Annotated in this window: 26 protein-coding genes; 14 read left to right on the top strand and 12 right to left on the bottom strand. The window is 63.2% G+C overall.

The features are described from left to right. Window positions 1-199 precede the first annotated feature (199 nt). Window positions 200-1,000: an aldo/keto reductase gene (locus AUR66_RS08280; RefSeq protein ID WP_058571986.1), complete on the bottom strand. Its 801-nt coding sequence runs from the start codon at window positions 998-1,000 to the stop codon at window positions 200-202. 91 nt (window positions 1,001-1,091) lie between these two features. Here AUR66_RS08280 and AUR66_RS08285 point away from each other — a divergent pair, with 91 nt between their 5' ends. The 11 genes from AUR66_RS08285 to AUR66_RS08335 all read left to right on the top strand — a co-directional run bounded on the left by AUR66_RS08285 (window position 1,092) and on the right by AUR66_RS08335 (window position 10,389). Further along, window positions 1,092-1,649, top strand: coding sequence for a sugar O-acetyltransferase (locus tag AUR66_RS08285; protein ID WP_058571987.1), 558 nt, complete (start codon window positions 1,092-1,094; stop codon window positions 1,647-1,649). A gap of 107 nt (window positions 1,650-1,756) precedes the next feature. Further along, window positions 1,757-3,406, top strand: a complete 1,650-nt coding sequence (pyrG, locus tag AUR66_RS08290; protein ID WP_058571988.1) for a glutamine hydrolyzing CTP synthase — start codon at window positions 1,757-1,759, stop codon at window positions 3,404-3,406. Next, window positions 3,406-4,323, top strand: a complete 918-nt coding sequence (gene guaA, locus AUR66_RS08295) for a glutamine-hydrolyzing GMP synthase (RefSeq protein ID WP_058571989.1) — start codon at window positions 3,406-3,408, stop codon at window positions 4,321-4,323. The genes pyrG and guaA overlap by 1 nt, the downstream gene beginning before the upstream one ends. Further along, the gene (locus AUR66_RS08300) at window positions 4,320-4,640 is read left to right on the top strand and encodes a DUF7126 family protein (RefSeq protein ID WP_058571990.1); all 321 of its coding nucleotides are present in this window, start codon (window positions 4,320-4,322) and stop codon (window positions 4,638-4,640) included. Before guaA ends, AUR66_RS08300 begins: the two co-directional genes overlap by 4 nt. 575 nt (window positions 4,641-5,215) lie before the next feature. Next, the gene (locus AUR66_RS08305) at window positions 5,216-5,827 is read left to right on the top strand and encodes a DUF4382 domain-containing protein (protein ID WP_058571991.1); all 612 of its coding nucleotides are present in this window, start codon (window positions 5,216-5,218) and stop codon (window positions 5,825-5,827) included. 238 nt (window positions 5,828-6,065) lie between these two features. Then, window positions 6,066-7,028: a beta-ribofuranosylaminobenzene 5'-phosphate synthase family protein gene (locus AUR66_RS08310; protein ID WP_058571992.1), complete on the top strand. Its 963-nt coding sequence runs from the start codon at window positions 6,066-6,068 to the stop codon at window positions 7,026-7,028. 155 nt (window positions 7,029-7,183) lie between these two features. After that, the gene (locus tag AUR66_RS08315) at window positions 7,184-8,020 is read left to right on the top strand and encodes an RAD55 family ATPase (RefSeq protein WP_058571993.1); all 837 of its coding nucleotides are present in this window, start codon (window positions 7,184-7,186) and stop codon (window positions 8,018-8,020) included. Window positions 8,021-8,132: 112 nt separating this feature from the next. Next, a complete protein-coding gene (locus tag AUR66_RS08320; RefSeq protein WP_058572009.1) occupies window positions 8,133-9,026 on the top strand; it encodes a hypothetical protein in 894 nt (297 codons plus the stop codon). Then, window positions 9,019-9,543: a hypothetical protein gene (locus tag AUR66_RS08325; protein WP_058571994.1), complete on the top strand. Its 525-nt coding sequence runs from the start codon at window positions 9,019-9,021 to the stop codon at window positions 9,541-9,543. The genes AUR66_RS08320 and AUR66_RS08325 overlap by 8 nt, the downstream gene beginning before the upstream one ends. Window positions 9,544-9,613: 70 nt before the next feature. Next, complete coding sequence (locus tag AUR66_RS08330) at window positions 9,614-9,943, top strand: transcription factor S (RefSeq protein ID WP_058571995.1); 330 nt, start codon at window positions 9,614-9,616, stop codon at window positions 9,941-9,943. A gap of 176 nt (window positions 9,944-10,119) precedes the next feature. Next, window positions 10,120-10,389, top strand: coding sequence for a hypothetical protein (locus AUR66_RS08335; protein ID WP_157533035.1), 270 nt, complete (start codon window positions 10,120-10,122; stop codon window positions 10,387-10,389). Between the two features lie 53 nt (window positions 10,390-10,442). Here the strand turns inward: AUR66_RS08335 and AUR66_RS08340 are convergent, their stop codons facing one another. From AUR66_RS08340 to AUR66_RS08350, 3 genes are all read right to left on the bottom strand, one after another. Further along, a complete protein-coding gene (locus AUR66_RS08340) occupies window positions 10,443-11,600 on the bottom strand; it encodes an MBL fold metallo-hydrolase (RefSeq protein ID WP_058571997.1) in 1,158 nt (385 codons plus the stop codon). 261 nt (window positions 11,601-11,861) lie between these two features. Beyond that, on the bottom strand, window positions 11,862-12,911 hold the full coding sequence (locus AUR66_RS08345) for a MerC domain-containing protein (protein WP_058571998.1): 1,050 nt from the start codon (window positions 12,909-12,911) through the stop codon (window positions 11,862-11,864). A 56-nt stretch (window positions 12,912-12,967) separates the two neighbouring features. Then, entirely contained in the window at window positions 12,968-13,585 is a 618-nt protein-coding gene (locus AUR66_RS08350; protein ID WP_058571999.1) for a dienelactone hydrolase family protein, read from the bottom strand. Window positions 13,586-13,639: 54 nt separating this feature from the next. Here AUR66_RS08350 and AUR66_RS08355 point away from each other — a divergent pair, with 54 nt between their 5' ends. Both AUR66_RS08355 and AUR66_RS08360 read left to right on the top strand, forming a co-directional pair. Beyond that, window positions 13,640-14,461: a PspA/IM30 family protein gene (locus AUR66_RS08355; protein ID WP_058572000.1), complete on the top strand. Its 822-nt coding sequence runs from the start codon at window positions 13,640-13,642 to the stop codon at window positions 14,459-14,461. An 89-nt stretch (window positions 14,462-14,550) separates the two neighbouring features. Then, entirely contained in the window at window positions 14,551-15,651 is a 1,101-nt protein-coding gene (locus tag AUR66_RS08360; protein ID WP_058572001.1) for a hypothetical protein, read from the top strand. A gap of 21 nt (window positions 15,652-15,672) precedes the next feature. Here the strand turns inward: AUR66_RS08360 and AUR66_RS08365 are convergent, their stop codons facing one another. From AUR66_RS08365 to AUR66_RS08385, 5 genes are all read right to left on the bottom strand, one after another. Then, window positions 15,673-16,710 (bottom strand): dipeptide epimerase, encoded by a 1,038-nt coding sequence (locus tag AUR66_RS08365; protein ID WP_058572002.1) that lies wholly within the window; start codon window positions 16,708-16,710, stop codon window positions 15,673-15,675. Beyond that, a complete protein-coding gene (locus tag AUR66_RS08370; RefSeq protein WP_058572003.1) occupies window positions 16,711-17,736 on the bottom strand; it encodes a DUF1611 domain-containing protein in 1,026 nt (341 codons plus the stop codon). 139 nt (window positions 17,737-17,875) lie between these two features. Further along, the gene (locus AUR66_RS08375; protein WP_058572004.1) at window positions 17,876-18,775 is read right to left on the bottom strand and encodes a Vms1/Ankzf1 family peptidyl-tRNA hydrolase; all 900 of its coding nucleotides are present in this window, start codon (window positions 18,773-18,775) and stop codon (window positions 17,876-17,878) included. Window positions 18,776-18,855: 80 nt separating this feature from the next. Then, window positions 18,856-20,091 carry a Tm-1-like ATP-binding domain-containing protein gene (locus AUR66_RS08380; RefSeq protein ID WP_058572005.1) on the bottom strand — a complete coding sequence of 412 codons (1,236 nt, stop codon included), beginning with the start codon at window positions 20,089-20,091 and terminating at the stop codon, window positions 18,856-18,858. 33 nt (window positions 20,092-20,124) lie between these two features. After that, window positions 20,125-20,958, bottom strand: coding sequence for a phosphoenolpyruvate hydrolase family protein (locus tag AUR66_RS08385; RefSeq protein WP_058572010.1), 834 nt, complete (start codon window positions 20,956-20,958; stop codon window positions 20,125-20,127). 139 nt (window positions 20,959-21,097) lie between these two features. Between AUR66_RS08385 and AUR66_RS08390 the strand changes: the two genes are divergently transcribed. Further along, window positions 21,098-21,508: a cupin domain-containing protein gene (locus AUR66_RS08390; RefSeq protein WP_058572006.1), complete on the top strand. Its 411-nt coding sequence runs from the start codon at window positions 21,098-21,100 to the stop codon at window positions 21,506-21,508. Between the two features lie 34 nt (window positions 21,509-21,542). Here AUR66_RS08390 and AUR66_RS08395 read toward each other — a convergent pair whose 3' ends face one another. The 3 genes from AUR66_RS08395 to AUR66_RS08405 all read right to left on the bottom strand — a co-directional run. Continuing rightward, complete coding sequence (locus AUR66_RS08395) at window positions 21,543-21,908, bottom strand: DUF5802 family protein (RefSeq protein ID WP_058572007.1); 366 nt, start codon at window positions 21,906-21,908, stop codon at window positions 21,543-21,545. Between the two features lie 135 nt (window positions 21,909-22,043). Continuing rightward, window positions 22,044-22,340, bottom strand: coding sequence for a hypothetical protein (locus tag AUR66_RS08400; RefSeq protein ID WP_058572008.1), 297 nt, complete (start codon window positions 22,338-22,340; stop codon window positions 22,044-22,046). Continuing rightward, window positions 22,330-23,000 (bottom strand): zinc-binding dehydrogenase (locus AUR66_RS08405; protein ID WP_157533036.1); only part of this gene is annotated, 671 nt, incomplete at its 5' end. The genes AUR66_RS08405 and AUR66_RS08400, both read right to left, overlap by 11 nt.

Here is a 23,000-nt window from a genome sequence, read left to right on the forward strand (position 1 = left end):
GATATATGTTTACCCGGGTTGTGAAAGCCTCGCACGCAGTGGCACAGTGTGCCGAAAAGACGACTTACAGAACGTCTAAACTTCGAATTAGATTTAGTCGAACGTTCCGATTTCAGACTTAGTTCGACGGGTTATGTCGGTCAAACCTTGATAAATCAAGCCGGCGTTTCACCGACTCTTTTCAACCTGCCTTGCTCTCTCAGACCTGATTCCACGGCGCTTCGTCGAAGTCGACGATGCGGTGGTCGGTCTCGATGGCGTCGATTTTCTCGATATCGTCGTCGTCCAGTTCGAGTTCGAGGGCGGCGAAGTTGTCGCGGATGTGGTCGGGCGAGGCGGCCTTCGGGATAGCAGTCGCCCCCTTCGCCATCACCCACGCGAGCGACACCTGCGCCGGCGATACGTCGTGCTTCGCGGCGACTTCGACGATGGTGTCGTTCTCGGCAACCTCGTTCCGCGCGATGGGTGAGTAGGCGACGAGGTGGTGGTCGTACTCGTCGGCGAGTGCCCGGAGTTCGTCTTGCGGCAGAAGCGGGTGCATCTCGACCTGATGCGCGAACACGGGTGCGTCGAGTTTCTCGATGGCCGCTTCGAGTTGGTCGGGGCGGAAGTTACTCAGGCCGACGTTGGCGACGACGCCCTCGTCGACGAGTTCGTCGAGGGCAGCGAGTGTCTCGTCGGTGTCGTAGGTGTTCAACGGCCAGTGGACGTACAGCAGGTCGATTGTCTCGACGCCGAGTCGCTCGGCGGACTCGCGGGCGGTCCGAAGTGCGTCGTCGTAGCCGAGGTTTTCGGGCTTGAGTTTCGTCGCAACGAACACGTCGCCGACGTCCACGTCGGACGCGGCGAGTGCTTCGCCGACGAACGCCTCGTTGTCGTACATCTGCGCCGTGTCGATGCTGCGATAGCCAACGTCGAGGGCGGTGGTGACGGCGTTCACGCACTCGTCACGGTCTTCGAGTTTGTAGGTGCCAAAGCCGAGTTGTGGGAAGTCCTTCATGTGCGAGTACACTCGTGGGAGTGGCTCAAGTCCTGTGGTTGCGGAAGGTGGTGGGAGATGGCTTTAGGTAGCCGCTTCCAGAATTCTGCGTATGCCCTCCGAGAAAGAGAAGATGCTCGCCGGCGAGTTGTACGACGCGAGCGACCCGGAACTCGTCGCCGAGCGCAAACGCGCACGCAGACTCACGCGCTTGTTCAACGATACCGACGAGACGGAGATAGACCGGCGCGAGGAACTCGTCCGCGAGTTGTTTGGGGAGACGGGCGAGAACGTCGAAATCGAACCGACGTTCCGCTGTGACTACGGCTACAACGTCAGCGTCGGCGAGAACTTCTTCGCCAACTTCGACTGCGTCTTCCTCGACGTGTGTCCCATCACCATCGGCGACAACGCGCAACTCGCCCCGAGCGTCCACATCTACACCGCGACGCACCCACTCGACGCGGCGGAGCGAATCAAAGGTCCCGAGTCGGGCGAACCAGTCACCATCGGCGACAACGCGTGGCTCGGCGGCCAGTCGGTCATCAATCCCGGTGTCACCATCGGCGACGACGTGGTGGTCGCCTCGGGTTCGGTCGTGACGAAAGACGTGCCAGACAGTGTGGTCGTGGGCGGGAACCCCGCTCGGGTCATCGAGGAACTCGATTGACCCAGTCGTCGCCGTCGCGCGATTCCTCAGATATCGGCCATGTGCGGCCGCATGGCACACGATGATGGCTCCGAAATCGTTTTGAAGTACGCTCGCACACGGTCAGTATGCCGACGGACGAATACGACCCCGAGATGGGGCGCAAGTTCATTTTCGTAACCGGGGGTGTCATGTCCGGCCTCGGGAAGGGTATCACGGCCGCGAGCACGGGCCGACTCCTGAAGAACGCCGGGTTCGACGTCACCGCAGTCAAAATCGACCCGTACCTGAACGTCGACGCGGGCACGATGAACCCGTACGAGCACGGCGAAGTGTACGTGTTGAAAGACGGCGCGGAAGTCGACCTCGACCTCGGGAACTACGAGCGGTTCCTGGGCATCGACATGACCGCCGACCACAACATCACCACGGGCAAGACCTACCAGCACGTCATCCAGAAAGAGCGCGCTGGTGACTACCTGGGCAAGACGGTCCAGATTATCCCGCACGTCACCGAGGACATCAAGCGTCGCATCCGCGAGGCGGCCGAGGGGACCGACGTGTGTATCGTCGAAGTCGGCGGCACCGTCGGCGACATCGAGTCCATGCCGTTCCTCGAAGCACTCCGCCAGTTCGCCTCCGAAGAGGAAGACGGCGACGTGCTCTTCACCCACGTCACGCTCGTCCCGTACTCGAAGAACGGCGAGCAGAAGACCAAGCCGACACAGCACTCGGTCAAGGAACTCCGGAGCATCGGCCTGCAACCCGACATCCTCGTCGGGCGCGCCGACGACAAACTCGAACCGGAGACCAAGCACAAGATTGCGCAGTTCTGTGACGTGCCGGACGCCGCCGTCTTCTCGAACCCCGACGTTCCGGACATCTACCACGTCCCGCTGATGGTCGAAGAAGAAGGTCTCGACGAGTACGTGATGGAGCGCCTCGAAATCGCAGACGAGGCCCTCCCGAAGGCCGAACGCGATAGTCGCTGGCGCGAACTCGTCACCGCCGAGCGAACCGGGTCTATCGATATCGCGCTCGTCGGCAAGTACGCCCTCGAAGACGCCTACATGTCCATCCACGAGGCGCTCAAGCACGCCGGCATCGAGTGCGGCGTCGACGTGAACATCCTCTGGGTCGACGCCGACGAGATGGACGACACGCACGAAAACCGCCTGAAAGACGCCGACGGAATCGTCGTCCCCGGTGGATTCGGCTCCCGCGGCACGGACGGGAAAATCGACGCCATCCGCTACGCCCGCGAGAACGACGTTCCGTTCCTCGGCCTCTGTCTCGGGTTCCAGATGGCCGTCGTCGAACAGGCTCGAAACGTCCTCGGTCACGAAGACGCGCACTCGGCGGAACTCGACCCCGACACGCCGTACCCCGTCATCGACCTGCTCCCCGAGCAGTACGAAGTCGACGAGATGGGCGGCACGATGCGTCTCGGTGCCCACGAGACCGACATCACGGCCGGTAGCCTCGCAGAGGCGGTCTACGGCGACACCTCCTGTACGGAGCGTCACCGCCACCGCTACGAGGTGAACCCCGAACTCATCGACGAACTCGAATCCGAAGACCTCCGGTTCTCCGGACGCGCCGAGAACCGCATGGAGATTCTCGAACTGACCGACCACCCGTTCTTCCTCGGAACGCAGTTCCACCCCGAGTTCCGCTCTCGCCCCGACCGAGCGAGTCCGCCGTTCGTGGGCTTCCTCCGGGGCGTCCTCGGCGAACTCGACGCACGTGAACTCGACAACGAAGAGGTGACCGTATAATGGTAGACGTAGACACATTCATCGAAGAAGCGAAAGAATCGATTCGCGACCAAATCGGCGACGAGCACGCCATCATCGCCCTCTCGGGCGGTGTCGACTCCTCCGTCGCTGCGACCCTCGCCTACGAGGCCGTCGGTGAGCAACTCACGCCGGTCTACGTGGACACCGGCCTGATGCGCAAAGGCGAGACCGAACAGATTGCAGAGACGTTCTCCTTCATGGAGAGTCTCCGCGTCGTCGACGCCGAAGAGCGGTTCTTCGACGCCCTCGAAGGCGTCGTCGACCCCGAAGAGAAACGCGCCGTCATCGGCGAGCAGTTCATCCGCGAGTTCGAGCGTGAGGCGAAAGACACCGACGCCGAGTACCTCGTGCAGGGGACCATCTACCCCGACCGCATCGAGTCCGAAGGGAACATCAAGTCCCACCACAACGTCGGCGGTCTGCCGGACGTCGTGGACTTCGAGGGTATCGTCGAACCCGTCCGTGACCTCTACAAAGACGAGGTCCGCGACGTTGCCCGCGCCCTCGGCCTCGAATCCATCATCGCCGAGCGCATGCCGTTCCCCGGTCCGGGACTCGCCGTCCGCGTCCTCGGCGAAGTCACGCCCGAGAAGGTCCAGGTGGCCCGCGAGGCGTGTCACATCGTCGAAGACGAGACCGAGAAGCACGACCCGTGGCAGGCGTTCGCCGCCGTCATCGGCAAGGGTACCGGCGTCAAGGGTGACAACCGCGTCCACGGATGGATCGTCTCCGTCCGCTCTGTGGAGTCGCGCGACGGCATGACCGCGCGTGCGCAGGAACTCCCGTGGGACACCCTCCAGCGCATCCAGTCGCGTATCACCGGCACGAACGAGAACGTCGCCCGCGTCGTCTACGACGTGACCCACAAACCACCGGCGACCATCGAGTACGAATGACGACGGCAATCGTCGCGGGGGCGGACCCCGACGGACTCGGTGAAGCACTCGAAGCAGAAGGTGCGACGGTGGTTCGCGTCGTCGGCATCGCGTCCGCCGACTCGCTCGGCGAAGCAGGCGTCGACGAAGCAGACCTCCTCGTCCTCACCGACATGGACGACGCGACGGCTATCTCGGTGGCCAAAGAGGTCAACCCCGACGTCCGCGTCGTGACCTACTCGCGTGACTCTCTCCCGGAGTTCGCAAAAGGACAGGCTGACCTCGCCGTCGACCCTGAACTCCTCGGCGTCGACGTCGTCGCCGAAGAACTCGTCTGAATCGAGCAACAGCGACCGGCCGTCGGCACGGCCGCATCGCGGGCAGTTTTCGCCCGCGATCACCGATTTTCTTCCATCACCGATGGGACTGCTCATCCGTCGCCGGCGGGGCTTCTCATCCGTCACTGGCGGGATTTTTCATCCGTCTCCGACGAGACTTTCCACCCCTCGTCGGTGGACCTTTCCACCCGCGGGTGGGCGCGTCGACGCCACGACACCACCATCGCTCAGAATTCACCGAGATTCCACGACGGCCAGCAGACAGTGGTGCGTTTTTTCGCCGAAATTCGCCGAAATTCGAGTCGAATTGCGGCCATTCACCGGGCACCGAGCACAATCCAGCACAGCGATTTCCACCCTTCAATACTGCGGCGTCCACACGCCGAGTTGCTGCGACGCGCCGGACGGTCACCACTCCACCATCTCCTCCGGTCGGCACGTCGTGGACTACGGCCCCCTCGGGCCGCTTCAGAACATTCCCCCTTCGGTCCACGCCGAACGGGCGAAGTATCCGAACTGCGACTCGGCCAATCGAGACTGGCCGGAGACGACACAGACGATACACGAACACACCAATGACACTGAATCGCCGCGAATTCGTCAAGACCGCCGCTGGAATCGCCGCTGTGAGTAGCGTCGGAACCGCCGGGTGTATGGGAACCGCGTCCGCGAAGACCGGGACGCTGTCCACGCGCGTGAGCGACCGCCCCGGAGACATCGACGACTTCGAATCGTGTCTCGTGACGCTCTCGACCATCCGCATCAAGCCGACCGACGGCGAGGTGAAAGAACTGGACGCCGGCGATACCGAAGTCGACCTCGTCGACCTCCAAGGCGACGCGTCGGCACTCGTCGCAGACACGGAAGTCGAGGCGGGAGAGTACGAGTCCCTCCAGTTGGACGTGAGCGACACCGACGCCACGCTCACGGACGGGTCCGACGCGACGGTCGAAGTCCCCGGGTCGGCACCGCTGAAGTTCGAGCAGTCGTTCGAAGTCCGGGCGGACGAGACGACGACGTTCACGGCCGACTTCACACCGGTACAAGCCGGAAACGCTGGAAAGTACGTCATCCAACCCGTCGCCGACGAGGTCTCTGTCGTCTACGAGTCCGAAGAGACCACGACGACTGAATCGGCGTCCACGAACACGACGACAGCGTCCACGACCACGACCACGACCGAGTAACCTCCAGACTCACGCACCAGAACCCCGCTGACGCCCACCCCTCCACTTCCGGTGTCGGTGTCGTCCCCCACACACCGGCCCACGTGGTCTCCGCTGACACGCCCCGTTTCGTCCCTCCTCCCACTCCTGTTTCACTCGCCGTTCTCCTGACTCAAATCGCACGACAGCGCGGCCCAAAGGCGGCCCGCGTTGCCATGGTCGCAACTCCCTTTATCAGTGACCTCCGACTTCCGGTGACATGGTACGGGTCTCGGCCGGGGCACGCATCCACTTCGGCTTCCTCAATCTGAGTCTCGCCCGCGACCGACTCTACGGTGGGTTGGGCGTCGGACTCGACGAACCGAGCGTGGTCGTCTCCGCCGAACCCGCGACAGACATCCAGTGTCACCACCCTACCGCCCACGAGTACGCCGAGCGAGCGGTCGACCTCCTCGGCGTTTCGGGCGCACACGTCGTCGTCGAGCGGACACTCCCGCGACACGCTGGTCTCGGGAGTGGGACGCAACTCGCACTCGCCGTCCTCAGGGCGGTTGCGGGCGCAACAGAGACGGACGTCAGTGTTCGACACCTCGCACCCGAGATGGGTCGCGGTGGTCGGTCTGGCATCGGCGTCGCGGCTTTCGAACGCGGCGGTGCAATCCTCGACGCAGGCCACCCGACGGCGCGATTCACCACCGACCGCCCAGAAGACGGGTCGTGGACGGTCCCAGCAGTCGCCGCACGGCACTCCGTCCCCGACCACTGGCGTTTCCTCCTCGTCGTTCCGGACGTCGACCCTGGCCGAAACGGTGCGGCCGAAGAGGCGAGCATGCGGTCGGTCGTCGAACGCGCAGACCCGGCGACCAGCGACAGAATCGCGGGCATCGTCACCCGCCGGCTTCTTCCGTCCCTCGCAGACGGGTCGGCAGAGCGTTTCGGCGACGCGGTGGAATCTATCGGCCGACTCAACGGAACGTGGTACGCCGACGAACAAGGCGGCGTCTACCGACCCCCGGTCGGTGCCCTCGTGTCGTCGTTGTCGGAGTCGCCTGCGGTGTACGGTTCCGGGCAGTCGTCGTGGGGGCCGACGGTCTACGGAGTGACCGATACTTCCCGCGTCGACGAAGCTATCGAAGCCGGCAGAGTGGCGCTCGACGCCGCAGGAATCGAGGGAACGGTCACCGTCGCACGCGGACGGAACCACGGCGCGAACGTCGAGTGACAACGGCGCGAACGTCGAGTGACAACGGCGCGAACGTCGAGTGACACTGGGCCGTAGTCGACTGAACGATCGGAGTGCTGGCAGACGATGTCGGTGAGTAGACGAGTTAGACACTCCCCGAAACGCCTATCCTTCGGCATCGAGACGAGTTGGACATGCACTCCATCCCCTTCGGGGTCCCTCGACTCGACAGCATCATCGGCGGTGGGGCACCGCCGGGAAACGTCGTGCTCCTCGCGGGGGAGTCCGGCGCAGGTGCGCGTGAGTTCCTCTACACGAGTGCGACGATGAACGCCCTGTCACACGCCGACGAGGACCTCTTCGACCTGCACTACGGCACGCTCGACGACACTGCCAGTCCGCCACCAGAGATTCACTACGTCTCGTTCACCTCCGGTGAACAGTACCTCAGAGAAGAGATGGCGTACACGATGGACAGCGACGTGGTGGAGGCTGCAATCGACTACATCGAGTTCCACGACCTGTCGCCGGAGTACTTCCAGTTGAGTCCGATTCCACGCGAGTGGTACCTCGGGCAACCGACCCAGTTGGAAGACCTCGGCCACAGACACAACCGCGAGTCGGTGCTGGGCGCACTCGGAAACACACTCAGCGAGCACGCTCCCGGGAACCTCGTCGTCATCGACTCGTTGACCGACCTCGTGGCCGGTCGGTCCGAGGACATGACGTGGTCGGACATCGCCATGGTGATGAAAGGACTCGAAAAAGCGTCCTACCAGTGGGGTGGACTCATCCTCGCCCTCGTGAGTACCGAGGCGCTCTCGGAGACGGAACTCGGCATCCTCAAGGGTGCGACCGACGGGACACTCCTGTTCAAGTGGGAGACAGGCGGGTCGAAACGAGCGCGAACGATGGTCGTCCAAGAGTTCCGTGGTGTCCTGTCACGACTGGAGAGCGAGAACATCGTCCAGTTCGAGACGGAGATAAACGAAAGCGGCCTCGACGTGAGCGACGTTCGGAAGATTCGCTGACTGTCGTCTCGGTGTCTCGTTCAGATGGCGACACCCGTACAATTCGAGTGATTCGAACACCTACTGCCTCGGCGATAGTTCTTAAGGGCTCGTGGACGAACGCAACATGAAGATGGAAGGGGATGTTGGGGGCACGCTCCCGGAAGACCTCAGAGAGTGGGTCACCGAACGTGCCGAAGCGCTAGATGCCGACCCGGCGACGGTGCTCGCGCGAGCGGTTAGCACGTATCGACTCGCCGTGACCGACTCGGGAGAGACCCTCGACGACGTCGAGTCCATGCCGCGACAACTCGAGAGTGTCGAAGGGCGCGTCGATGGCCTCGAGGCGGCACTGGACGAGAAGATAGACGACGTCCGGATGCGTGTCGTACAGGTCAAACGAGAGGCCGACGAGAAGGCCCCGCGTGACCACTCCCATCCCGAGTTGCAAGCGAGTATCGACCAAGCGACGAGCGATATCGAGGCCACGCGCGAGCGAGTCGCAAAGATGGACGAGCGTGTCGACGCCGGCTTCGACAACTACGAAGAGATTCTCACGTACCTCGACGAGACGACGGCAACCCTCGACGAGAACCTTGGCGTGGTCGCACAATCGCTCGTGGACCTGCGCTCCCGTGCGGCCGACATCGAGGCGGCAGAACTCGAACGCAAAGCCCTCGCAGACCTGCTCCGCGTCGCAAACGACGCCGGCGAGCACAAGGCGACGTGTGCAGACTGTGGCCAGACAGTGCACCTCGACCTCCTCACAGAACCCCGATGTCCGGGCTGTCGGACGTCGTTCGACGAACTGTCACCGTCGCGTGGGTTCTTCGGGTCGGCGACGCTCCACACCGGAAAACCACCTGCACTGGAGGGACACCCGGCACCCGACGAAGACGACGTCGCGACCATCTTGGACGAGGCATCCTCCGAAGACTCGGATTCCGACAGCACCAGTGTAGACACGGACGATACCGACGGTTCGGTACGCGAGGCGGCGGCGAACGGAGAACACGTGAATGACTGACGACAGCGAACGCAGCGAACACGACCGGGCAACCGAGGACGACCACACCGACGAGCATACCGACGCCTTCGACCACGACCACGTCGACGGCGACCAGCGTGGTCGAGAACACGGAACCACCGGCGACGACCAAGACGCCGCGGCCCCGCTTTCGGACCTCGCAGGCCGCGTCGAAGAGCGTCGAAACCGGTCTGATGCGACGAAGTCGACCCGTGACGAACTGTTCGACTCCGTCCGCGTCGACGAACTGGACACGGACGACGTGTGGACCTCGCTGGTCGACGCAGACGAAGAGGAAGAACACGTCGGCATCGGTGGCGACGCCGAACCAGTCGACGCGTCAGACGGCGTCTCGGACTACGTCGTCCCGAAGGCGTCGTACTGCCAGCGCTGTGAGTTCTTCGGCGACCCACCAGAACTCTCGTGTTCACACGAGGGAACTGCTATCGTCGAAGTCACCGACACCGACCACTTCCTCGTCCGAAACTGCCCGATGGTCGACCCTGACGACGACTGACTCTGCTGGTCGTGGGAGACTCACCGGGGAGAGTGACAGATTCTTAGGAGCGCGCCCGCTAGCCCTGTGTATGCAATTTTGCGACGACTGCGGGTCGATGATGGTCTCGCAAGACGGTGCGATGACCTGCACGAACGACGAGTGTGGCGCGACCACCGAACGCGACGAGGAACTGGCCAAAGAGTTCGTCTCGACGGAAGCCCAGTCTGGTGACGAACTCATCGAGACCGAAGAGGGTGCCGAGTTCGAGGGCAAACCGACTGCAAAAGACGTTCACTGCGACGAGTGCGGACACACAGAAGCGTGGTACACTATCAAGCAGACGGCGTCTGCCGACGAACCGCCGACGCGATTCTTCAAGTGCAAAGAGTGCGGATACCGCTGGCGCGAGTACAACTAACGTCAGTTTCCGAGCCAACCCAACGCACCCGAGAACAGGGCTGACCCGTCACCGATGCTAGCACGATTCCCTCCGGCGGAGAATCATCGCATACCCCCACGTCCACCCACAGCCTAGTTTTACCTGCTGGGGGAGTCGTCCCACTCCCCCGCCCGTTGTGAATAGAGGTGAACACGATGTCCTCCCCGTTCGAGCCCGAAATCGAGATACGATTGACGGACAAAAACCACGCACTCACAGAGGCACTCGTCGAGGCGGCCCTCCAACTCGGCGTCGACCCGAGCAGAGAGTCCACTCGGTTGCAAGACGCGATAGACGTGGATTCACTCCTCGCGCTGGTCGACGCCAGTGACAACCCAGCGAGCGACCTGCAGGTGTCGTTCGACATCTGGGGGATTCGCTACGTCGTGACACCAGAGAAAGTCGCGGCGTCGAGACGCGACTGAGCAGAAATAGCGACGGGCTCTGCCTCGTGAAGGCGGGCGTCTGCGCTCAGTGCTTACTGCGTCATCGACTCTTGACTCGCCGCACAGTTGTTCGGCCCGAGTTCGAGTTGGAACGCCACGTAGTTGGGCGTGTCAATCTGCCCGAGGTTGGTCTGGATAATCTGTTCGTGGTTCGACGGGCGTGGCGGCACGTCGGCGGTGATGTATTCGACGAACTCGTCTTCGGGCATCGAGAGTGCGTCCATCTTCGATTGCAGGTCGCCGAGCGTCGCGGTGTAGGACCCGTCGTCGGCAGGTTCGGCGCTGTCACTGTAGTGCGCGGGCGCGACGATAGTCTCGTCAGCCAACGTGAGGATGCGGTTCTGAAGCGAGTCGTAGAGGGTTGCAGCCATGTCTGACGCACCGTCGTCGCCGTCTTCGAGGTCCGGGCGGGCGACGCTCTCGGTGAAGAGTCCGTCACCGCTGAGGAGGACAGCGTCGTCGACGAGGAACGAGGTCATCCCCGAGGTGTGGCCGGGTGTGTGAACCACGTCGATGGTGCTGTCGCCGACCGAAATCACGTCCCCGTGAGCGACGGTTTCGTAGTCGACGTCGTAGTCGATGCCGCGGGCGACTGCGGGTTCGGGGACGACGACGTCCGCCGACGTGCGAGTCGCGAACGCCCGAACACCACTGATGTGGTCGGCGTGGACGTGCGTATCGACCGCTGCAGTAATCTCTGCACCGTACTCGCGCGCGACTTCGATGTAGTCGTCGACGAAGGCGAGGAGGGGGTCGACGACGACTGCCTCGTCACCGGAGACGACCATGTAGGCGAGACAGCCACTCGATGGGCGACTGAACTGTAGAACCGTCGCACTCGCGTTCGTCTCCAGTTCCTGATGGACGTAGAGGTTCGCCCAGCCATTCATCCCGTACTGGAGGTTCTTGGCGTCGATACCTGCCTGCTGGAGCATCCGGACTGCCATCTGACTCGTCTGACCGGAGGCACAGACTGCGACGACTTCGCCGTCGGACGCGCCGTTGAGGAGTTCCTTGGGGTCGACCGTCTGCAACTGCGTTACCGGGACGTTCAGCGCTTCGACGCCGTCGCCGTCGATGTGCCACTCGTCGAAGTCGTGAGGGCCGCGAACGTCGACGATTGTGACGTCCGTGCCGTTGTCGATGGTCTCCTTCAGTTCTGCGGGGTTGATGCTGGGGATACCTGCCATGGTGTCTGGTGCGAGATGCGGGCCAGATGCACATAAGAATTCCCATCATATTGTGGCTAGTATGCAAGACAGCTGCCAGAGTGGTTTTTCCACGGGAACGTTCCATCTCGCTCGAACGGGTGAGGAACGAGTCACAGCACCCATCTATTTTTCAAACGTTCGAGGACAGATGCTCACAAAACCCGAACTGAAGGACGTACTCTTCAGACGTGTCTTGCCCAGAAGAAGCACAGCAGTTCGCGTCGCAGAGGGCAGGCGAAGTCAGTGAGCCGACGCCTCAGTCGCCGTCTCATCAAAGTCGGAAGCGAACAGGTAGCCGTAGGGGACGAGGAGCAAACTTCCGCCCCATCCGACCACGATACCGAGCATCCCGAACGCCGCACCGAGGGCGCCGAGTGCCGCCACGTCGACAGCGAGGACGACACCGCAGAGGACGACGCTCCCGACGACGAGTGGTCTCCACGCACGTCTCCGGAGACACATCCCCGCGAACAGGCCGAATGCAGCGACCACACCGACGAAGGGGACGAGTGCGTATCGCATCGCCACGGACCCGCTTCCCGAGAGCGTCGTCGCACCCCACATGACGGCGAGGGTCGCCGGAAGGACGGCAAGTGCGCTCCGGGTATCTAACGGTCGGGGTCCGCCGCGGGTTCGGAGCGCCGCGAAGAGTCCGACTCCGGAGACGACGTACGCCCAACCAATCGGATTGAAGAGGAATCCACCGACGGCGGCGAAGAAGTTCCCGGCGACTGCGCTCTCGCTCTCCGGGCGGACGAGGTAGTACGTCCCGTCACGAACGTACACCCCACGGCCGACGAACGAGTCCTGAGCGGCCGAGCCGTCGTCTATCGCCTTCTGCACACCGGGGGCCGCACCCGCGGCGGGGTCGGCAGTCGCCTCGGCAACGGTTCGCCAGTCAGTCGGCGAGAGGTGGATATCCGCGCCGATTGGGTCGTCCGAGACGTCGAGCGAGAACCGATAGTACTGACCCTCGTAGACCGCGAACCGAGCGTCGTCGTGCACGTCGGAGAGCACGATGTGTGCCTCTGGGGCGATGGACCCGTCGAATCGTCCGGTTTCGACGGCGGTCTGGAGTGGGTCTTCGAGTTGCGGCGTCCCCGAGACGTGGTCAGTCAAGTCGACGACGTCGGCGTCGTTCGCCGCGACGAGTTCTGGCGGCGTCTCTGCCGTCACCTCGTCGGCGACGTAGGTGGTCTGGAGACCGGCGGCGAGGGAGAACGACTGCGTGAAAAAGACGCCGACGACGAGGAGTGAAACGACGGCGGCGAGTCGTGTCGGAGGGACCATGAGGTGCCGTTAGGCCCGCACCAAAAAATGTCGTTCGGTCGACTGGTATGCGCGCGTCAGTTCTCGGTTACGAGGTTGGGAACCAGAAAGTCAGCGACGGCGTCGGCGACTTTCTCCGTCTGTCCGACGAAGAAGTGGTCGGCGGCGAATTCGACAGTCGACTGGTGATACTCCTGTGCGCAGTCGACGACGGGTCGCCAGTCGGCGATGTCGTCGCGCGTGCCGTAGACGACCTGTACCGGGACGGGAATCTGGTCGAACACCTCGGTCACGTCGAGGTCAGCAGAAAGTCGACCTGCGGGACCGAGCGCAGAGACGGCCTCGATATCGGCACCATCGGCGGCGGCGAGCAGTGCCATCGCACCACCGAAACTGAACCCAAAGAGCCCGACGTGGTCGTAGCGCTCGTTCGCCCACTCGACCGCTCTGCGGGTGTCGGCGCGTTCGCCGTACCCTTCGTCCCACTCGCCGTAATCGAACCGAAGACAGTCGATACCGTGGTCTCGGACTGCGTCGCTCACTGCTTCGAGGCGAGCGTCGCCGCGATGACCGCCGTGTTGCGGATGTGGTGGACACGCGACGACGACGGCATCGGAACGGGCACCATCCGTGGCGGCCGTGTCGAGTGTCGCGCGAACGTCTCGCCCGCCGGGAACGAGAATCGTCTCAGCCATATCGACCTCTTACACTGGTGAGGTTTTAAGCCGACCGTCGCGTAGTTATTGGGTATGGGAATTCTCTCTCGCACGTCGTACGTCATCAGGTCGAAGATAAACGCCCTCCTCAACCGTGCAGAGGACCCAACGGAGACGCTCGACTACTCCTACGAGAAGATGCGCGACGAACTCCAGCAGGTCAAACAGGGTATCGCCGACCTCACGACCCAAAAGAAGCGACTGGAGATTCAGAAGCGACGACTCGAAGAGAACGTCGAGAAGCACAACGACCAGGCACGACAAGCAGTCCAGCAGGACCGTGAAGACCTGGCGCGCAAGGCCTTAGAGAAGAAGCAGGCCAAGATGAGCCAAATCGAGGAACTCGACGGTCAGATTGCGCGCCTCCAAGAGACCCAAGACACCCTCGTCCAGAAGAAAGACGAACTCCAGAGCCGTATCGAGGAGTTCCGCACCAAGAAGGAGACGATGAAGGCGCGCTACGAGGCCGCAGAAGCGTCGAGTCGCGTCTCCGAGGCCATGTCCGGCGTCGGCGACGAGATGGCAGACGTGGGGCGCGCCCTCGAACGGGCCGAAGAGCAGACCGACGAGATGGAAGCGCGCTCGGCCGCCATGGACGAACTCATGGAGTCTGGCGCTCTCGACGACGTTCTCTCCGACAAGGACTCTATCGAGCGCGAACTCGAAGCAGGTCGGACGAACGCGGAAGTCGACGCCGAACTCGAGACGCTGAAAGCCGAGATGGGCAAGTCGTCCGAACCGGCCGAAGAAACGGAAGCCGACACCGAGACTGAAGTCGACATCGACGAGGAAGTCGTCGACGAGGAAGTCGAAGCCGAACTGGAAGAACTGAAGAACGAAGAAGAGTCGTCGTGAAGCCACCCTCCCGCACGACCGGGAGTTGGTCGGTGCCGCACTGGCGCCGTTCGACCGATTGACCACCGATTTTCGCGGACCACTACACCATGTCGAACGAGGGCGGGTCGTCTGGCGAACCCAGCGATAGGATGCGAGAACGCGGGTCGACGAGTCGTGCGAAACTCGCTGTCTACCTCCGTGCCGACCGCTGGGTCGTCGCCGCCGTTCCGCTTGCCGTCATCTTCGTCAGCATCGTCGTTCTCGGAACACTCGACTCGACGACTCTCCGGAGTGCCGTGGAAGCCTCTGACCCGATAGAGACGCTCGCACAGGGCCTCCTCACCGCTATCGTCACCGGTGTCACACTCGTCGTCACCATCAACCAACTCGTCTTGTCCCGCGAACTCGGTCCGCTGGGTGACCAGCGCGAACGGATGGAGGGGTCGATGGCCTTCCGCGACGACGTCGCCGACCTCCTCGACGTACCTGTCGCACCACCCGAACCCTCCGCGTTCATGCGTGCGTTAGCAGAGAATATCGCATCGCGGGCACGGACGGTCGGCGACACGGTCCCGGATAGCGACACCGACAGCACCGACAGCACCGACAGCACCGACAGTCACAGAGTTGAGACGGCCGACGACGCGGCGACGCGCGTCTGCGAGTTCGCCTCCGAAGTCGCCGAAAACGCCGACGACGTGGCTGCTCGTCTCGATGGGCGACAGTTCGGGTCGTTCGACGTGCTCTCGGCGGCGCTGGACCTCAACTACTCGTGGAAGATATACCAGGCGACGAGACTTCGCGCGTCTCACGACGGCCTCTCTTCGGAGACCAAGGCAGCCCTCGACGACCTGCGCGACGCCCTCGAACTGTTCGGCCCCGCCCGCGAACACGTCAAGACCCTCTACTTTCGGTGGGAACTCGTCGACCTCTCGCGGGCGATGTTCTACACCGCAGTTCCTGCACTCGTCGCGAGTATCGGCGCGATTCTGTTCCTCGACACCCCCGGAAGCGCCCCCGGCACGACACTCGGCGTGTCGAACCTCTTGCTCGTGGTCGCCGCTGTGACGACTATCTCACTCGCACCCTTCGCAGTGCTCGCAGCGTACGTCCTCCGTATCGCCACGGTCGCCAAGCGGACCCTCTCTATCGGGCCGTTCGTCCTGCGGTCAGAGACGAGAACGGAGGACATCGACTGGGAGTCCTGAGACCCCGGGTGAGAACCGAACCTATGGGCGGTGCGCGCCGGTCCCCGGTCGGTCGAGGGCGGTGAGGTCGATTGCGCCTTGCGGCATCGGAACGCCTTCGTAGGGGTCGTCAGCGAGCAAGAGCGACCCGTCTAGGTCGACGTAATCGAGGAGCGGTGCGAGGTGGCATCCGGCGGCGATTGCGGCGTTCGTCTCTATCATGCACCCGAGCATGACTTCGAGGCCGTGCGCGCGGGCGGTGTGAATCGCACGCTTCGCCTCGACGAGACTCCCACACTTCATCAGTTTCAGGTTCGCGATATCGACGCGGTCGGCTATCTTGGGGATGTCGTCGGCCGTGATACAGGACTCGTCGGCGGCGATGGGGAGTGCCGCGTGGTCGTAGACGAACTTGAGACCCTCGTAGTCCTCGGCGGGGACGGGTTGTTCGACGAACTCGACGCCGTAGTCTGCGAGGAACTCGCTCATCTCGACGGCCTCACGCGGTGTCCACGCCTCGTTCGCGTCGACGCGAATCGTCACGCCGGGCGCTTCGTCGCGAACGGCCTCGATGATTGCCTTGTCGCGGTCGGTGCCGACCTTCACTTTGAGGATGTCGTACCCGGCCTCGTAGGCGTCTGCGGTCTTTTCGCGTATCGTCTCGATATCGTCGAGGCCGATGGTGAACGAAGACGTGGGGGCGTTCTCGGGGTCGAGACCCCAGAGTTTGTAGAGGGGGACGCCGAGTCGCTTCGCCGCGAGGTCGTGGAGCGCGATGCTCACAGCAGTTCGCGCCGACGGGTTGCGGCGAACGCGCTGTTCCATCCGGCGTTCTATCTCGTCGATAGCGTGTGGCTTGCCGACGGTCTCGACGACTTCGAGGAGGTCCGGAAGGACTGCTTCGACGGTGTCCGCAGTCTCGCCGTAGTGAGACGACGGCGCCGCGGCACCGACGCCCGTCATCCCGCCCGAGTCTTCGATTCGGACGACGACGTTCTCGGCTTCCGTCTGCGTCCCGCGGGAGATACCGAACGGGTCGGCGAGCGACATCGAGACGCGTTCGAACTCCGTCGTGAGCATTCAGAACACCTCGTCGATGAGGTCCGTCGCGTCCTGCCGGACCGGGTCGACGGCGGGGACACCGAGTTCGTCGGCGTACGCGTCGACTGCGGCGGCGGCCTCGTCGTCGTCGTCGACGTTCGACGTGTTGAGCGCACCGGCGACGATGTCCGCCTCGTGGACGGGGGCGGCGAGGTTCTCGTAGAGCGAGACGTACTCCGAGAGGTCGGGGAGAGCGAACGACTCGTATCCGTGGATGGCCTCGCGGGTGGACTCGTGGCAGAGAATCAGTTTGTCCGCCATCGCGCCGTGGAGGATACCGCAGGTGACCGCGGAGTACGCGGGGTGGACGATACTCCCCTGTCCTTCGACGAACAGCACGTCGTACTCGTCGCCTTTCTCCAGAATCATCTCTTCGACGGACCCGGCAGTGAAGTCGCTCACGACCCGGTCGACGGGGTTGCCCCACCCGGCAATCATGATGCCGGTCTGGCCAGTCGGAATGAACCCGGCGTCGATACCTTGCTCGCGGGCGGCCTCGACGAGTTCGAGTGTCGCGGTCATCTTCCCGACGGAGCAGTCCGTGCCGACGGTGAGGACGATTTCTGCGTCCACGTCTGCGGCCGTTCCGTTGGCGACACCGATATCCTCGTGCGGTTTGCGAACGTCGTTGATTTCGCACCCGTATTCGTCGGCGAGGGCAGCGAACTCCTCGTCGTCGTTCAGGAAGTAGTGGAGGCCGGCGATGACGTCACACCCACGTTCGAGCGCCGTCCGAACGTCTTCACGCCACGTCTCGTCGAACCCGCCGCCGATTGGCGCGATGCCGACGAGGAGGGCGTCTGCCTCGGGCGCGTCGGCCATGGAGGAGACGATTGGCACGTCGGGGAGGTCACGGCGGTGGTCGGCCGTCGAGGTACCGGGTTTGTCGCGGTCGAGAACAGCAACCACGTCGTAGTCGGCGTACTTGAGGACGCCTGTGGCGGTCTTCGCGCGGTCGGGGAACTTCTCGTGTGCGAGGACGACGACTCGTTGTGGGTCGCTCATAGTGGGTGAGAATACGTGCCACCCTAAAAGGTCGGGCGATTCGGCAGCGTCTGTCAGTGACTCGTCACCGATGATTCGAATCGTACGTGAGTCACCTTCGGGGGGTGTGGTGCGACGAGGGAGAGCGTAGCCAGTCGACTCAGATTCGGTACAGACGCGTCGTCCAGAACTCCCGCGAGGCCTCTTCGAGGGCCGCCTCGGGGTCGCCGCTGGCGTCGACTGTCGCGGTCAGCGAGGCACGTTCGCGGAATTCGCCGAGAACGGTTCGTTCGCCGAGGACGACGAGGTCAGACTCGTCTGTGAGGTGGTCGTCGAGCGCTTCGCGGCACGCATCGAGGTGGTCGTCTATCTGTCCCTCGCGGATACGCTCGAAGCGTGCCTGCGAGAATCCGCCTTTGGAGTGCGCCGACTTCACGTCGCTCTCGAATCCCGTCTCGTAGACGAGTTCGCCGTCGTCGTAGTGGCCGAGGGCGAACAGATTCGAGCGAACGAGTGCGACGACAGTCTCCGAGGTGGGGAAGAACCAGTCGGGTTCGAGGACGAACCCGTCGCCCCACGCGTCGAACTGGTCGGAGAGACGCGGCGGTGAGAGGGCGACGCTCACGAGTCCGGCGTCGTCGGTGAGGGCGACGCACGGGGCGGCCCGGCGGACGAGTGAAGCCCGGTCACCGAATGCTGACTCGACGGCAGCGGGGACGGACTGTTCGTCGGCGACGACGGCGGTCAACGCGCCCTCGGGAGCAGTCGACAACGACTCCAGGCGACGAACGACCTCACGGAGACGGTCGCCACCGAGGTCTTCGGTCCCGCGGAAGTCGAGCGAGTCGTCGTCTCCAGAGAGGCGTTCGACTCGGTCTTCGAGTTCGGTGATGCGGTCTTCGAGGCGGTTGACCTCCGCTTCTGCGTCCTGTCGCGCCCGAACCGCGTCTTTCCGACGGTCCGACTCTCCTTCGAGTCGCCCTGCTAGCGCGTCGCGTTCGTCTTCCAACTCCGCGATGCGTTCTTTGAGTTCGGCCCGGCCCAACAACTCGTCCAGCATACGCGGAAGCGTGCGGGCCGACCACTTGAGAGTTCGGACGTTCGGTGACTGTCTGCGCCTCCGAACGAGCGTCTCCTCCCTCAGTCGTCACCCGATGCGGGTGCCAGTTCGGCCGCGCGCATGTACTCGTCGAGTTTGGCCGCGATGGTCTCGGCGAAGGCCTCGTCGTTGATATCCGCCTCGGACGCTATCAGTTCGACGTGGTCGTCGAGGGTCTGTTTGAGCGCCTCGAACAGGGCTTCGTCTGCCTCGGGGTCGTAGAAGTCCTCCCCTTCGACGTCGAGGAGTGAGACCCCGCCAAGCGGAAGGGCGAGGGCGGTCGGACCCGTCGCCGCGTTGAGTTTCTCGCCGATGATTCGACCGAGTTCGGCGCATTCGTCGGCGGTGGTCCGCATGAGTGTCACTTGCGGGTTGTGGACGTGCAGGTGTCGGTCACTGAACTCCTCCGGCACGTCGTCTTTTGCGCCGAAGTTGACCATATCGAGTGCGCCCGTCGAGACGACTTGCGGCGTTCCGGTTTCGGCGGCGGCGTCCAGCCGTTCGGGGCCCGCACTGAGGACGCCACCGACGAGTTCGTCTGCCCACTCGGTCGTCGTCACGTCGAGGACGCCGTCGATGACGCCCTCTCTGATGAGATTCTCCATCGCCTGTCCTCCCGTTCCGGTCGCGTGGAAGACGATGGTCTCGTACCCCCGTTCTTCGAGGTACGCACGGGCGGACTTGACGCAGGGCGTCGTGACGCCGAACATCGTGATACCGATGGTCGGCCGGTCTTCGACGTCGACGCCGGGGTCGTTCGTCACCATTCCGACCATCGCGAGGGCGGCGTTCGAGATGACGAGTCGTGAGAGTTGGTTGAGTCCCTCGATGTCCGCCACCGAGTACAGCATCATGATGTCGCGCGACTCGACGTACGGGCGGACGTCCCCGGAGGCCATCGTCGACACCATCAACTTCGGGACGCCGTAGGGGAGTGCTCGCATCGCCGCCGTGGCAATCGACGTGTTCCCGGACCCACCGAGTCCGAGGACGCCGTCGAGCGACCCCTCTTCGTGGAGTCGACTAACGATAGACGCCGCTCCGTCTCCCATGACTTCCATCGCTGCGCCTCGTTCCCCCTGTTCACGGAGTTCCGAGAGAGTCGACCCGCCTGCTTCGGCAACCGCCGCCGCAGTCGTGTCGGGTTCGATGGCAGGGTCTTCCATCACGCCCGTGTCGACGAGGTGGACGTCGACTCCCTTCGCGTTGAGGACGTCACGGGCGAACCCGATTTCCGCACCTTTCGTGTCGAGTGTACCGATGATGATAACGCTCATGTTCGTGAAAGTGGGTGCGCGAGAACGACGCGCTCAGAAATCTATCTCCTTGAATTCGCGGGCCTGGTCCTGAATCGCCTTCTCGGTCGGCAGGCGTTCGATGCTCGACGCACCGAAGAAGCCGACCACGTTTGTGGTGTTGTTCAGGATGTACTCGGCGTCGTCGGGCCACGCGATGGGACCGCCGTGGCAGATGACGAGCACGTCTTCGTTGACGTCTTTCGCGGCGTCACAGTGGGACTGGACGCGTTCGGCGGCGGCTTCGAGGTCCAGTGACGTCTCGGCCCCGATGTCACCCGACGTCGTCAACCCCATGTGTGAGACGACGACGTCGGCGCCCGCTTCGGCCATGTCGCGTGCCTGGTCCTCTGTGAAGACGTACGGGCAGGTGAGCATGTCCTGTTCGGCCGCCTCGCGAATCATCTCGACTTCCTTGTCGTAGCCCATCCCGGTCTCTTCGAGGTTCTGCCGGAAGCCGCTATCTTCGTCGATGAGTCCGACGGTTGGGAAGTTCTGGACGCCCGAGAACCCCTGTCGTTTGAGGTCGGCGATGAACACGTCCATCTGGCGGAACGGGTCGGTCCCGTTGACGCCCGCGAGGACGGGTGTGTCCTCGACGACTGGGAGCACTTCGTGGCCCATCTCCTGTACGATTTCGTTCGCGTCACCGTACGGAAGCAACCCGGCAAGTGACCCACGGCCACCCATCCGATACCGGCCGGAGTTGTAGATGATGAGCAAGTCGACGCCACCGCGTTCGGCGAACTTCGCCGAGATTCCCGTCCCTGCACCTGCGCCGACGACTGGTTCGCCCTCAGAAACCGTCTCACGAAGTCGTGAGAGTGACTCCTCGCGTGTGAATTGCATGTGTAGGACCACAAACAACAAGATTAATTATTAAATTTGGGGTGCGAATATAGAAACCAGCGTCGAGAGGGGCTGACAAAACAGAATATCGCGTGTCCGAAATTACTATCATTCTACTATCCAATTGTCGTGTGAGAGGATGACTACCAAGAACTACGTCGAACCGGACATGGTCGACACACAGCAGTTCGATTGGGGGACACTCAAGTGGATGTGCACGCCGGACGTGACCGGTGCAGACCGACTCAGTGCCGGTGTCGTGCAACTCGAACCCGGGAAGGGGCACGAGTTACACACCCACCCCGACAGCGAAGAGATACTGTACGTCGTTCACGGCCGTGGGGAACAGGAAGTCGAGGGCAACACCCGGGAGATTACACCCGGTGAGATGGTGTACATCCCGGCCGGCGTCGAACACGGGACGGTGAATACGGGATGGGAGACGCTGACGCTACTGGCTGTGTACGCCCCGCCCGGGCCGGAAGACGTCCTCGCAGACCTCCCCGAATGTACGACTATCCCGGCCGGAGAGATACCGGAACGGGACTAAATCCCGTCGAGAACGCATCTCGCGCGGCGGGGTGTCACGTCTTGCGCCGTGACGGGTCGAACTCGTCGATGTCGTACCCAGCGTACCGGAGGAGTTCCGCGGCGCGAGTGGCGTCAGCGAGGAACACTGGTCTGTCGTCGGGAAGCACGTCCGGGTCCACTGCGTCGCGCGGGAGTGCGAGTGTCCCTGCGGGCACGCCATCGTCGCCGACGACGGGGAAGTGTGCGCTGTCGAGTTTCATCACGAGTGGGTAGTCGATTCGCTCGATACCCCGTCCAGTCGCGTAGACGTGCTCGTTCAGTCGCTCGTGCTCGGTGCGTTGGATGGCCGCCTCGTCACCGTCGTACGGTTCGACGTACAACCGGGCGAGGTAGTACCCGCTGGAGAATCGTTCGAACATCGCTACACGTTATCATAACTCACGATTGACGATAAGCGTTGTCGGCACTATTTATATGGGACCGCAATTCGACCGTTCGAAATAGCGGGGCGACGGCGTCGTCGTGAATCCAGAGCGGGCCGTTCGTCGGTTCGCTCAGTCGTCGCCGCGGGTCGCTGCCGTCATCGACCAGACTGCGGCAGCACCGAGAAGCACTGCCGGAATCATCGGCAGCGCCAGCATCGCGGCGAGGTACGGGAGGCCTGCCATCGCTGGCAGCGACGGAACGAGGTACACTGCGCCGGGAACGACGAGGAAACAGAGCGCGACGACGCCGACGAGGGCCCAGCCTCGAGTACCGAATCCCTTCGGTTCGGGTTCGTCTGCCCCGATGTCTGATTCGCCCGGTCGGTGAACGTACGTGTCCTCCCGAGACGTGGTGTCAGAGCTCACTATCTGGGATAACGACCACCTTGCCAAAGCCCTGTCGCTCCTCGATGAGTTCGTGCGCACGTTCGATTTCGCTCATCGGGAGCGTCTCGCGGATTCGCGGTTCGAACGTCCCGTCCCAGACGAGTTCGAGGACTTCGTCTGCCTCACCGGGCGTCGCCATCGTCGACCCGATGACCGACAGTTGGTTCCAGAAGATGAAGTTGAGGCCAGCGCCCGGGTCTGGTCCCGTCGTCGCGCCGCAGGTGACGACGCGCCCGCCTTTCGTGAGGCTCCGGAGCGACTGTTTGTACGTCGCCTCGCCGATGTGGTCGACGACCATGTCGACGCCGCGGCCGTCGGTCATCTCGTAAATCTTCTTCGAGAAGTCTTCTTCTTCGTAGTTGATGACGTGGTCGGCACCGCAGCCTTTGGCGTACTCGAGTTTCTCGTCGGTAGAGGCAGTAGCGTACACTTCGGCACCGGCGTAGTCGGCGATTTGGACGGCCGCGTGGCCAACACCACCGGACGCACCGAGCACGAGCACTTTCTCACCGGGGCGAAGTTCACCACGGTCGATGAGCATACGCCACGCCGTCTGGAAGACGAGCGACGCAGACCCGGCGACTTCCCACGGGACGTCCTCGGGAACGGGGACGAGGTTCTCTTCCGGGACGGCAGCGA

The sequence above is a fragment of the Haloferax profundi genome, from assembly GCF_001469865.1.
Taxonomy (GTDB): Archaea; Halobacteriota; Halobacteria; order Halobacteriales; family Haloferacaceae; genus Haloferax; species Haloferax profundi.

Coding starts and splice junctions, on each gene's coding strand:
- AUR66_RS08280 (WP_058571986.1), bottom strand. CDS start 1,000: ATGAAGGACTTCCCACAACTCGGCTTTGGCACCTACAAACTCGAAGAC.
- AUR66_RS08285 (WP_058571987.1), top strand. CDS start 1,092: ATGCCCTCCGAGAAAGAGAAGATGCTCGCCGGCGAGTTGTACGACGCG.
- pyrG (WP_058571988.1), top strand. CDS start 1,757: ATGCCGACGGACGAATACGACCCCGAGATGGGGCGCAAGTTCATTTTC.
- guaA (WP_058571989.1), top strand. CDS start 3,406: ATGGTAGACGTAGACACATTCATCGAAGAAGCGAAAGAATCGATTCGC.
- AUR66_RS08300 (WP_058571990.1), top strand. CDS start 4,320: ATGACGACGGCAATCGTCGCGGGGGCGGACCCCGACGGACTCGGTGAA.
- AUR66_RS08305 (WP_058571991.1), top strand. CDS start 5,216: ATGACACTGAATCGCCGCGAATTCGTCAAGACCGCCGCTGGAATCGCC.
- AUR66_RS08310 (WP_058571992.1), top strand. CDS start 6,066: ATGGTACGGGTCTCGGCCGGGGCACGCATCCACTTCGGCTTCCTCAAT.
- AUR66_RS08315 (WP_058571993.1), top strand. CDS start 7,184: ATGCACTCCATCCCCTTCGGGGTCCCTCGACTCGACAGCATCATCGGC.
- AUR66_RS08320 (WP_058572009.1), top strand. CDS start 8,133: ATGGAAGGGGATGTTGGGGGCACGCTCCCGGAAGACCTCAGAGAGTGG.
- AUR66_RS08325 (WP_058571994.1), top strand. CDS start 9,019: ATGACTGACGACAGCGAACGCAGCGAACACGACCGGGCAACCGAGGAC.
- AUR66_RS08330 (WP_058571995.1), top strand. CDS start 9,614: ATGCAATTTTGCGACGACTGCGGGTCGATGATGGTCTCGCAAGACGGT.
- AUR66_RS08335 (WP_157533035.1), top strand. CDS start 10,120: ATGTCCTCCCCGTTCGAGCCCGAAATCGAGATACGATTGACGGACAAA.
- AUR66_RS08340 (WP_058571997.1), bottom strand. CDS start 11,600: ATGGCAGGTATCCCCAGCATCAACCCCGCAGAACTGAAGGAGACCATC.
- AUR66_RS08345 (WP_058571998.1), bottom strand. CDS start 12,911: ATGGTCCCTCCGACACGACTCGCCGCCGTCGTTTCACTCCTCGTCGTC.
- AUR66_RS08350 (WP_058571999.1), bottom strand. CDS start 13,585: ATGGCTGAGACGATTCTCGTTCCCGGCGGGCGAGACGTTCGCGCGACA.
- AUR66_RS08355 (WP_058572000.1), top strand. CDS start 13,640: ATGGGAATTCTCTCTCGCACGTCGTACGTCATCAGGTCGAAGATAAAC.
- AUR66_RS08360 (WP_058572001.1), top strand. CDS start 14,551: ATGTCGAACGAGGGCGGGTCGTCTGGCGAACCCAGCGATAGGATGCGA.
- AUR66_RS08365 (WP_058572002.1), bottom strand. CDS start 16,710: ATGCTCACGACGGAGTTCGAACGCGTCTCGATGTCGCTCGCCGACCCG.
- AUR66_RS08370 (WP_058572003.1), bottom strand. CDS start 17,736: ATGAGCGACCCACAACGAGTCGTCGTCCTCGCACACGAGAAGTTCCCC.
- AUR66_RS08375 (WP_058572004.1), bottom strand. CDS start 18,775: ATGCTGGACGAGTTGTTGGGCCGGGCCGAACTCAAAGAACGCATCGCG.
- AUR66_RS08380 (WP_058572005.1), bottom strand. CDS start 20,091: ATGAGCGTTATCATCATCGGTACACTCGACACGAAAGGTGCGGAAATC.
- AUR66_RS08385 (WP_058572010.1), bottom strand. CDS start 20,958: ATGCAATTCACACGCGAGGAGTCACTCTCACGACTTCGTGAGACGGTT.
- AUR66_RS08390 (WP_058572006.1), top strand. CDS start 21,098: ATGACTACCAAGAACTACGTCGAACCGGACATGGTCGACACACAGCAG.
- AUR66_RS08395 (WP_058572007.1), bottom strand. CDS start 21,908: ATGTTCGAACGATTCTCCAGCGGGTACTACCTCGCCCGGTTGTACGTC.